This window comes from Pelosinus baikalensis (assembly GCF_020819555.1).
GTDB lineage: Bacteria > Bacillota > Negativicutes > DSM-13327 > DSM-13327 > Pelosinus > Pelosinus baikalensis.
Genome location: NZ_JAJHJB010000070.1, coordinates 1 through 10982, shown reverse-complemented (window position 1 = coordinate 10982; position 10982 = coordinate 1). Strand labels below are relative to the sequence as shown.

General features: G+C 40.9%; 10 protein-coding genes. 8 read left to right on the top strand and 2 right to left on the bottom strand.

Annotated elements, in window-relative coordinates; translation table 11 throughout:
• The first annotated feature begins 250 nt into the window (after nucleotides 1-250).
• Both LMF89_RS24085 and LMF89_RS24080 read left to right on the top strand, forming a co-directional pair.
• A complete protein-coding gene (locus LMF89_RS24085) occupies nucleotides 251-748 on the top strand; it encodes a transposase (RefSeq protein ID WP_255711620.1) in 498 nt (165 codons plus the stop codon).
• Between the two features lie 104 nt (nucleotides 749-852).
• A complete protein-coding gene (locus LMF89_RS24080) occupies nucleotides 853-1314 on the top strand; it encodes a GNAT family N-acetyltransferase (RefSeq protein WP_229537371.1) in 462 nt (153 codons plus the stop codon).
• 453 nt (nucleotides 1315-1767) lie between these two features.
• On the opposite strand, the gene LMF89_RS24075 is transcribed toward LMF89_RS24080, so the two are convergent.
• Nucleotides 1768-2664 (bottom strand): LysR family transcriptional regulator, encoded by an 897-nt coding sequence (locus LMF89_RS24075; RefSeq protein ID WP_229537370.1) that lies wholly within the window; start codon nucleotides 2662-2664, stop codon nucleotides 1768-1770.
• A 172-nt stretch (nucleotides 2665-2836) separates the two neighbouring features.
• On the opposite strand from LMF89_RS24075, the gene LMF89_RS24070 reads away from it, so the two are divergent.
• Nucleotides 2837-3595, top strand: coding sequence for a type 1 glutamine amidotransferase domain-containing protein (locus LMF89_RS24070; protein WP_229537369.1), 759 nt, complete (start codon nucleotides 2837-2839; stop codon nucleotides 3593-3595).
• Between the two features lie 463 nt (nucleotides 3596-4058).
• Nucleotides 4059-4427 carry an MFS transporter gene (locus LMF89_RS26440; RefSeq protein WP_369412710.1) on the top strand — a complete coding sequence of 123 codons (369 nt, stop codon included), beginning with the start codon at nucleotides 4059-4061 and terminating at the stop codon, nucleotides 4425-4427.
• Here LMF89_RS26440 and LMF89_RS24065 read toward each other — a convergent pair.
• Nucleotides 4390-5340 carry a LysR substrate-binding domain-containing protein gene (locus LMF89_RS24065; protein WP_229537368.1) on the bottom strand — a complete coding sequence of 317 codons (951 nt, stop codon included), beginning with the start codon at nucleotides 5338-5340 and terminating at the stop codon, nucleotides 4390-4392. The genes LMF89_RS26440 and LMF89_RS24065 overlap by 38 nt on opposite strands.
• Before the next feature lie 136 nt (nucleotides 5341-5476).
• Here LMF89_RS24065 and cuyB point away from each other — a divergent pair, with 136 nt between their 5' ends.
• The 4 genes from cuyB (at nucleotide 5477) to LMF89_RS24045 (ending at nucleotide 10001) form a co-directional block, all read left to right on the top strand.
• Nucleotides 5477-6187, top strand: coding sequence for a cysteate racemase (gene cuyB, locus LMF89_RS24060; RefSeq protein WP_229537367.1), 711 nt, complete (start codon nucleotides 5477-5479; stop codon nucleotides 6185-6187).
• A gap of 238 nt (nucleotides 6188-6425) precedes the next feature.
• The gene (locus LMF89_RS24055; protein WP_229537366.1) at nucleotides 6426-7016 is read left to right on the top strand and encodes a TetR/AcrR family transcriptional regulator; all 591 of its coding nucleotides are present in this window, start codon (nucleotides 6426-6428) and stop codon (nucleotides 7014-7016) included.
• A gap of 55 nt (nucleotides 7017-7071) precedes the next feature.
• The gene (gene ppsA, locus LMF89_RS24050; RefSeq protein WP_229537365.1) at nucleotides 7072-9711 is read left to right on the top strand and encodes a phosphoenolpyruvate synthase; all 2640 of its coding nucleotides are present in this window, start codon (nucleotides 7072-7074) and stop codon (nucleotides 9709-9711) included.
• Nucleotides 9712-9848: 137 nt separating this feature from the next.
• Nucleotides 9849-10001 (top strand): hypothetical protein, encoded by a 153-nt coding sequence (locus tag LMF89_RS24045; protein ID WP_229537364.1) that lies wholly within the window; start codon nucleotides 9849-9851, stop codon nucleotides 9999-10001.
• Nucleotides 10002-10982: the final 981 nt, after the last annotated feature.

Sequence of the window (10982 nt, the reverse complement as noted above, 5' to 3'; positions counted from 1 at the left end):
TTCCAGACGGGAGTCCCACCCGCTATACACCATGCGCTTCTTGGCGCACGGGACGGTCCTTTTTGTCATAAAGAAACAATAAAAAGGCCACTATAATCATGAGGTGATAATAGTGAGTAGACAGGCTAGACAGATGAGTGAATCGGGCTTTTATCATATAGTGTTTCGGGGTATAAATCGGCAGCATTTATTTGAGGATGAAAGAGATTATTCATATTTTATTGGAAGTCTAAAGAATTTGTAAGTAGAGATGGCATTTGAGATACATGCTTATTGTTTAATGAGTAATCATGTCCACTTACTGCTGGAAAAACAATTGGGTGATATTTCTATAATAATGAAGCGCCTGTTAACTAAGTATGCTATGTATTTTAATCGTCAATATGATCGATGTGGAACGCTAATTTCTAATAGGTATAAAAGTATACCTGTTGAAGTGGACGAATATTTTATTCCGCTAGTAAGTTATATTCACCAAAATCCAGTAAGGGCAGGATTAGTTAAAAAGTTAGAAGAGTATAGTTTTAGTAGTTTTATTGATTATGTACGTGGTGGGGGCTTAACCGATACAGATTTTACGTTGAATCTTTTAGGGAAAAATGAGTGGTTAAGATTGCACCAGGTTATTCAGAATGACACTATTGATACAGTAGATAAAATGAAATTGTCTGAAGAGGAAATTCGACGCAAAATATTGCAGTATACTGGTGGTAGAGATCCTCATGAAATTATATCTTGGAGCAAGTAAGAGCGAATGCATTACTTAAGCAAATTAAAGAAAAGCCTGTGTACAGTATGTGTTTGAGGCAGTGATATCAAGAAAATAATTGCCTAAATCAGGAGGTATTCGATATGACGGACATGGAAGTAAGAGAGTTTATGACATCGGAAAAGGCAGATGCTATCCGTCTTGTATGGGATGTATTTTTGGAATTTGAGGCACCTGATTACACAGAAGAGGGTATCCGGACATTCCGGGATTTTATCCATGATGAAGAGGCGATAAATGAGCTTAGATTCTATGGTGCTTATGAAAAAGAGAAGCTTGCCGGCGTTATCGCTACGAGGCATGCTGATACCCATATTGCATTATTCTTTGTACGCAGTAATTACCAAAAACGAGGGATTGGGCGGAAGCTTTTTGAAACTGTATTAAAAAACTGTACAACAAGTACCATTACAGTAAATTCCTCGCCATATGCAACCGAAGTGTATAATAAATTGGGATTTGTTGATACCGATACGGAGCAAACAGTGAAAGGAATGAGATTCACGCCAATGCAGTATCAAAAAGTCATACCTGTAAATCATTAAGAAAATAGAAGCAAGTCGGGGTGGTTCTCGACTTGCTGCCAATATGGCAGTAGCTACCACCGGATCGCATAGAAACTCTGGCAACTCATCAAAACCTTATCGCATCAGCTACTGAGTGGTTATTTTCTTTTCACCTTTGTTGGCCCCTCATGCATATTGAGCGGGTATTGAGGGCAGTTTCATTATTCTGACCGACATTTCGCTGTTATACCCGATACGGAGAACCGTATCATTTATAATAACGAAAAAAACGTGCCAAGAAATTTGGCACGTTTTTTTCGTTTGTGGTAAAGAAGCGGAGGCATGACTTTAGTTAGCTGGTCCTGTGACATGTGGGAGTAGGCGAACCGTCCCTGATGCTTCTGTGAATTCATATGTGATTCAGGCATATTTTTAGGGTTGACGCCACTTAAAGCGGAACCCGTTATCGACAAAGTAGATGCTTTTTCCTTACTAAAATTGCTCTGGTACAAGCATGTTCTGAATATAGTATAAGCCTTCATTTTGAATGTCACCTTTTCTATATGCTAAAAGGACCTCAGATTGAACTGACTGTGGTGGATTCCAGATTATCCGAAAGGTGCCATCGTTTAATTTGGTTTTGCACATATAATCTGGTAATATACTTAATCCCATACCAAGCTCTACAGCTTTACTAATGACATGTAGGTTAGGAACTACCATAGTAGCAAGCATTTCAGGGCGGTGATTAAAAGTTTGCCACCAAAAACGGCGAATTATAGGGAGTTCAGCTCCATAGCTAATCCAGCTTTGTGAGCTAAGCCAATCTTCCATGATTTTTAGTGACGCATCAGAATAATCTGGTATTTGAGGTGCTTCGATATCTGACCTGCCAATTAAAAGAAAGGTTTCATCATAAATCTTTTGATACTCAATATGCTGAATGGATATTCGCTGGGATGCTACCACGCAGTCAAGTTCTCCTCGCGTAAGATCTTCAATCAGGTTAGGAGTATCTCCAAATTTAATCTGGTACCTGAAACGTTGAGTATCAAGTTCTGAGAGGGTTTTTTCTTTAAAAAAATCTAACGGCGCGCCGATTCGAATAAGGGGCTTTTCATGCTTGAGGGTGCTTTGCCGGGATTTAAAGGATATCTCTTCTAAGCGCTGCAGGGGTGGCATGATTTGATTATAGAGTTCCTTTGCAATGTCAGTTGGAACCATATGACGGGGAGTGCGAGTAAATAACTTTGAACCAATAGTGTTCTCCAGAGCCGTTAAGTGCTGCGTAATCGCTGGCTGGCTAAGAAAGCGCATTTTGGCGGCATCTGATACAGTCCCAGATTTATAGACAGCGATAAAGCTTCGATACCAGTCGAGATTAAGCATAAATATTTTTATACCTCCATCGATAAATATTTATTTTTATTATAGATAATCATAAGGTATGATAGCAATAATAGCAAGCAGGCTAGCTTATGGGCTTCTTGAAGGTGGACATTATTAACTTCGTAGAACCTTTGGTGAATAAGCAAAAAATTATTAGGGGGAGTAAGGTAATATGAAGAAAGTTGTCTTATTTTTAGTGTTGGTAGTTCTATTTAATATGAGTATTGGGTTTACCAATAATTTTAAGGGGGAAAATCATATGCAATCTTCGAAAAAAATCTTAATGGTTGTTACGAATAGGGATCATTTCGACAAGTCTCATAAGACGGGACTGTGGATGGAAGAGTTTGCTGTACCATACACAAATTTCCGTGCTGCTGGATATGAGGTAACGGTTGCAAGTCCATTAGGCGGGGTTGCCCCTATTGATCCTAGCAGCATTCCTGAGAAAGTTCCTGCCGAATGGAGCGCCGCAGCTAAAGTTCTACAATCCACCGTTAAGCTTGAGCAAGTAGATTATACACAATACGCTGCTGTCGTATTACCTGGTGGACATGGTCCTTTGTTTGATTTATCAAGCGATCCAGCTCTTGCTAATATCTTAAGATATTTTGATTCGACAAACCGCATTATTGCCGCTGTATGTCACGGTACTGCCGGATTAATAAGCGCAACGACGGCCGAAGGGAAACCTTTGATCGCTGGTAGAAAAGTGACTGGATTTACTAATGAAGAGGAGAAAATTGCTGCATTGGATAAACTGGTTCCTTTCGCTGTGGAAAGCAAATTAAGAGAACTTGGCGCTGATTTTGTTTCTACAAATCCTTGGGGGGATTATGTTATCGTTGACGGCAACCTGATTACGGGGCAAAATCCTCAATCCAGCGATAGTTTCTCTAAAGCAATTTTGCAATCACTGCAAAAACAATAAGGGAATGGGCTCTACTTTCTAATTAAAAAATCTGTAGATTCAATCCCCAATATAGTCCCTGTAGTAAATGATATATAATAGGCGGATTTGCTAGGCCACGGATCACCGTGCAGAGCTCCTGTCCACTGTATTATATTTAAAAAAATTCGCCGTTATATCCGATACGGAGAACCGTATCATTGGTAATGGCGAAGAATGTTATCAAAAAATGGATAGGGGTTCGATTTGGTTCGCATTCACCATCCAAATCCGGAATTTTCCCGCCAGGGAGGCACCTCCTCCTTGCCAAGCCAAGGCAAGGAGGGGTTTTTATTTGTCTGAAGTACGCTAAGTCGGTGGAATACGGAATTCTTAGAACGGGCATCTGACGTGTTTAAAAGAGGATTGTCGGAAACTGATAAGGAATTGACAGCGGAAAAGGAATGAATTGCCCGATTGCAGTGAAAAGTCGGCCAGTTAACCTATGAAATGGACTGGCTCAAAAAATCTAAAGAATTTATCAAGCGCCAGGCAGACTATCTACCCTAACACAATAAAAGAACCATTAAAAAATTATTCGTTCATGACATTCGTCTTATATTGGTCGGGGCTGGTGATTATGTCGAGTCTTTACATCACTATTCCCTTGATTTCAACCTTTACAGACATTTTTAAGGTTACGCCGACACAGGCGGCCTGGACCAGTAGCTCCTTTTCCTTCTGTTTTGCGATTGGCTGCCTCTTTTACGGGCCACTATCCGACCGGTTTGGCCGCAAGACAGTAATTCTCTCAGGATTATCTATTATCGATGTAGTTAGTGTTTGCTATCTGTATTTTGTGCTATTTTTATAAATTCTTCCATGGCTTTGGTGATATATTTATTTTGTTTATTGTAGAAGAACACGTTGCGGAATGTATGAGTACTATTTATTTTGTAATATAGCATATTTGAAGAATAGTTTGCTTTTTGAGCTAAGGTATCGCTAATAATGGTAATTGCCATGCCGTAACAGGAAACATTATAAGCTGTAGCTAACTGATCCAATTCCAAAATAATTTTGGGTGTAATGCCTTGTTCTTGGAAAATTTTATCTGTACGCATTCGCGTGTCGTTTCCAGCCCTTAAACAAATGAATGGATCATTGGTAAATAACGATAAAGGCATGGGCTTGGTCGCTGGTTTTAAGTGCATTCCTTGACGGATATCGTCGATTGTTAACTGATATTCTTGAGCGAGACAGTTTGAAGAAAATTCTTGAGGAACGGCTAGAATAAGACATTCGCTGCAAAATAAGTGTTTTTCATAGATTAGTTCGTTCAAGGGGTAATTATCAATTACAAAATCAAGTGCGCCTGAAAATAACTGGTCTTCTAAATGAGCACTATTGGCTTCGACTAGATTTACTTTAATAGATGGGTATTTATTGGTGAACTTTGTGATGATTGCTGGAAGAATAAATGAAGCAAATACATTGCTTGCGCCAATAGAAAGGCGTCCTGTTTTTAATTGGTTTAAATTACTGAGATAGTTTTCAAACCGATTTTCAATATCCATAATTTTTTCTATGGATTTTACATATTCGGTGCCTGCTTCTGTTAATTGAACAGGATTACTGCTTCGGTCAAAAATACAACAGCCAAGGCGCTTTTCAATTTTTTTGATGGAAGCACTTAACGCTGGTTGGCTGATATAGAGATTTTGTGCTGCTTTTGAAAAGCTTTTTTCTTTGTATACTTCATAGATATATTCTTTTCCTTTAAACATGACGCCTCCTTGTTATAACCAAATGATTATATTGTTTATACTGATATATGTATTTGATTCTATTGTAGTTGAAATTTATAATGAAATCAAATAAGGAATCATTGAAGTTATTGTTATAAGCAGGGGGAAAGGTATCATGCAAAAATCAATCGGCATTATTGGCGGTATGGGATCATTAGCTACATGTGATTTGTTTAAAAAGATTATAGATATGACGGATGCCAAGTGTGACCAGGAACATATCCATATTTGTATAGATTGTAATACTAATATTCCGGATAGGACAAAAGCCATATTAGGAGGGGGAAAGGACCCCATCCCCGAAATGGTGAGAAGCGGCGTTAGATTGCAGTCCATGGGGGCAAATGTATTAATTATGCCATGCAATACAGCGCATTATTTTTATGATAAGATTACGCCTTTCTTCGATATTCCACTTTTAAATATGTTGAAAGAAACGGTGCAGGAAATCCAAAGAAGAAAAATAAGAAAAATTGGGTTACTGGCAACAGATGGGACCATTAAGTCAAGAGTGTATCATACGGCCTTAGCGGACGCGGGAATTGATTTGGTAATTCCTTCGCCAAAAGGGCAGATGAGTGTAATGGATGTTATTTATAATGGGATAAAGGCGTCAAATAGGAATATCAGCCTTAATCAGTTTTATGGAACAATCGACGAGCTTTTTGAGAAAGGGGCAGAAATATTGGTATTGGGTTGTACAGAGCTTCCGGTTGCATTTGAACTATTTCATATTGAACGACCGTCCATTGACCCCACCTCAGTATTAGCTGCGGCGGCAATCCGTTTTGTTGAGAAGCCGTTATTAAATAGGCTAACTAAATAAAGAGACTGTTTGCCAAAAAGGAACGTTTCTAGTGTCACCCTTCGAAATATAATGACAATAAAATCATTCACCCTTTAAGTCTAGTATCCAAAACTTACTTAAAGGGTATTTTTTATAAATGGATAGAAAAACATATTTGGGATCATTTCTGTATAAAATAAAATGACAACTTCGTCATATGACATGGTTGTCATGTATGGGTATATCGTGCTATTATATCTTAAAAGGAGATGATAGCGTGCCGAAAGACACTTTCTATAATTTAAGTGATGGTAAAAAACGGAGAATTTTTGATGCCGCCGTGCAGGAGTTTTCAACCCGGCGTTTTAGCGAAGCATCCATCAATCAGATTGTGAAGGCCGCTGGAATACCCAGGGGAAGCTTTTATCAGTATTTTAGTGATAAAGAGGACATCTTTCGTTATATGTTCGAGGAAATTGTAAGGGAGAAGCGGGAGATAATCCTCCGCGCCGATGTCTTAGACTCGGAGGCGGATGTCTTTGAAATCTGCATACAAGCAACCAAAGCCTCATTGGAATGGGGCCGGTCAAAACTGGAATATAGCCAGATCAGTATGTTGATGGAGATTGATACCAGCGAATTCATTACCAAGCTCCGTGCTGATTCGTTCGAAGGTTTGATCAGAAGGATTGAGCGTGATAAAGAGCGCGGCTTAATAAGGCCGGAAATTGATGTCGATCTGGTCGCGGATATGATGTACACTCTCATTTGGAAGCAGTTTTCCCTGTTTGGTTTCAACGAGAATATGCTTCTAAAAAAGATCAATGATGGTCTTAAAATAATTAAAGCAGGAATTACATGCGCTTAAGGAGTGATAGAATACGGCTCCTGATTGATTGGACAACAAACAAGGAGGGATATCTGTGAATTCCTATTTGCTCGGTTTACAGGAAATTGATAAAACAAAGCTCATGGTAGTCGGTAGCAAGGGCGCCAACCTGGGAGAACTATCCAGAATTGAAGGGATACGGGTACCGGAGGGCTTTTGTGTGACTACTGAAGCGTATAAAAGAATCATCGGGCAAGCACCGGAGTTTGGCGCGTTGCTGGATCAATTATCGCAGCTTAGGGCAGACGAAAGATATAAAATCGCTGAAATCAGCGGCAAGATCCGCAGGGTCATCGAAGAGATACCCATTGCCAGGGACATAGAGGAAGAGATTACTCACTATATCTCAAAGCTTGGCGAAAAAAATGCCTATGCCGTGCGTTCCAGTGCTACTGCGGAAGATTTGCCAACGACATCCTTTGCGGGCCAGCAGGATACCTATTTAAACATTATCGGAAAAGATGCCATCCTTAAGTATATCAGCAAGTGCTGGGCGTCGCTGTTTACTGACCGCGCCGTAACTTACCGTATCCAAAACGGCTTCGACCACCATAAAGTCTATCTGTCTGTCGTCATCCAGCGGATGGTCTTCCCCCAGGCGGCGGGGATTCTGTTTACTGCTGATCCTGTCACCTCCAACCGGAAAGTGCTGTCTATAGACGCTAGCTTTGGCCTTGGTGAGGCACTGGTCTCGGGACTGGTGAATGCCGATATCTATAAGGTGCGGGAGGGCAGGATTGTCGATAAGAAAATATCCGCAAAAAAACTGGCTATCTTTGCCTTAGCAGAGGGTGGCACAGAACAGCGTGAGATTGCATCCGAGCTGCAAAATTGTCCAACCCTGACAGATGAGCAAATTTTGCAGCTTGAGCGTATGGGCAGAAAAATCGAAGCGTATTTTTCCTGCCCGCAAGATATTGAATGGTGCCTTGCCGACAATACCTTCTTGATCGTTCAGAGCCGTCCTATCACCACCTTATACCCCTTGCCGACCGTAGAAGATGAAAAAAATCGTGTCTATCTCTCATTTGGGCACCGTCAAATGATGACAGAAGCCATCAAGCCATTGGGAATATCCATGTTCAAGTCTTTATTTAAGCACTTCGGGTTCACCCAGATGTATGAAGCCGGTGGCCGGTTGTTTATCGATGTATCAGGGGATCTGACTTCGCCGATTACCGCCAAGCTTTTTATTAAGAGTGTCGACAAGGTTGATATTCTCATGCAGAATGCGCTTTACAAGATCGTAAAAGACAAAGAGTTTATGAAAACTTTGCCCCATGGCAAGGCTACCATCGGCATGAATAGCGGCATGCTAACCTGGGTATTTCAGGCCATTAAGAACTACTGGAAAAACGACGCCGGCGTTGTGACCAGGCTAATGACCAAGAACGAGACGCTGCTTAAAGAGCTGGAGAAAAAGGCTGTTGGGCTAACGGGAGATGCGCTGTTTGATTTTATTCTAGAAGGTGTTGCGAAAATGAAGCACTCAGTCTCTGACGGCTACGGAGTGGTTTTTGCAGGTACCTATGCCGCCGACTGGCTAAATAAAAATATGCTGAAATGGCTGGGCGAAAAAAACGCCGCTGCTACACTTTCACAATCAGTAGACAACAATGTTACCTCGGAAATGGGACTGGAGCTTTTGGATGTTGCCGATGTTGTTCGCCAGTATCCGGCGGTGCAGGAGTACTTTGATCATGCCAAGGATGAGACTTTTTTTGCCGACCTGGCCAAACTGTCAGGTGGCGATGCTGTCAGTACTGCCCTTCAGGCTTACCTAATAAAATACGGCATGCGTTGTTCAGGTGAGATCGATATGACCAGACCCCGCTGGAACGAACAACCGACCGCACTTATCCCCATGATTCTTAGCAATATCAAAAATTTTGCACCCAACGCCCATAACAGCAAGTTTGAACAAGGCAAGCAGGAAGCGCAGCAAAAAGAGCAGGACCTCCTGAGCCGCCTTGAGCAATTGCCGAGCGGCAAGCGTAAGGTGCAGCGAACCGAGAAGGCCATCAGTGTTTTGCGCAATTTCGCCGGCTATCGGGAATACAATAAGTATGTCCTGGTCTGGTATTACTGGATTGTCAAGCAAGCCCTGCTCAATGAAGCCGATAAGCTTGTCAAGCAGAGAATCATCCACGAAAAAGAGGACATCTATTATTTATCCCTTGATGAGCTCCGGGAGGCTGTTCGCACCAGTCAGCTTGATTACAGCATTGTAATCAAGCGCAAAGCCGACTATGCCGTCTATGAAAAGCTCACCCCACCGCGGGTCATGACCTCCGACGGTGAGATTATCACCGGTGAATATGACACCGGCCATATTCCGGAGGGTGCCTTGCCCGGTGTACCCGTTTCAGTCGGTATCGTCGAAGGCAGGGCACGTGTCGTTTTAAGAATGGAAGATGCACTCATCGAGCCTGGCGATATCCTGATCACCAAATTTACTGATCCGAGTTGGACGCCGGTATTTGTGTCCATTAAAGGTCTGGTTACCGAGGTAGGCGGAATGATGACCCATGGTGCCGTTGTTGCAAGGGAATACGGTCTTCCTGCAGTAGTAAGCGTAGAAAATGTTACCCAACTGATTAAAGATGGTCAGCGAATCCGGGTGAACGGAACGGATGGATATGTAGAAATCCTGAACGGAGAATCTTTTACATGAATGATTACTTGGTAGACTCATGAAAAACAGCTTTCTTAATAAGTTGAAGGCGTAATTAAAAGTCCCTTCAAGAAGGAAGAGACGGTAGAGTCGTCACCTTGGGGCTGTGTGTGTATTAGTGGAAGGAGGGTGTTTTTATGGCAGAGGATAAGAAAAAACAAGAAATTCATGCGACAAAAGATGGCTGGATTGTAGGTGGTAAGAAGTACCCCAAAGAACAGCCGCCGCCGGAAGTAGTGCAGGAATTGGCAAAAGCGATTCAGGGACTGCTGAAAAAAGATTTACATTAAGAAATGGGACAAGGGATGTTTCTAAAAATGAATTTAGCAGGATTTCTTTTGTTTTGTGATATGAACAGGGGGACAGGAAAACAATGTATCTGTCCCTGTTTCACTTACACTAGCTGTGGTGACAAACTTTTTGCATCTGTAACTCGTGATGTGGCGTTAATAAACCAACGAATTTGGCGAAGTCAGTAACAGTAGAATAGGTACCGCCCCTATCCTCAGAATGTTGAGGGTAAGGGCGGTTTTTTTTATAGAACTGCTCTTTAAGAAAGAATTCTCTTTATTATATGATGGGGAAGGGGCAATATATAGACTGATTCATAGGCATTTCGCGCAGTTTGACGTTTTTTTTGATAAGAAACGTCCTCATTGTCATTTTGGTTATGTTTTATATAAATGGAAAATTTTTGAAAAAAGGAATGTTTATGTTGAAAAACTTTTTAATTTATTATATTATATGTTAATTAGGAATTTAATACTTTATATTAAATTCAATTAATTTTCAGTTTCGAAAGGCGGAATAAAATATATGTATGAATTAGTAAAATATGGATCAGTTGGGCTATGTCTAGTTTTTATAATATATGCTATTTACTTAACGGCAACAGGTAAAGCTAAGTTTCAACAAAAGAAAAAATAAAAATAGGACATAATAGTATAAATAAGGGTAACATGTAGAGTTATTTTCTCTACTACCCCTTATTTTTTTATAATCACACGCCTATAAAGGGCGCGATGGAAGCAGACGGGGGACGTGGTTTTGTCTTTGTTTAAGGCAACCACCGTCCCCCGATTGATTGGAGAGAAATATGAAGTGGGAGAATTGGGGTAAGGCTTGAGTTGTTTAGTAATTGACTTATTTGACTGCAAGATCATGAAAAGTATACTTTGCCGCAAAAAGATAAAATTATTCACTATGATCAATCCACGAGACTATCCCGAAATCTGTGTAAACCTCCAAGTTGGTGTAAAATAGAGACATCA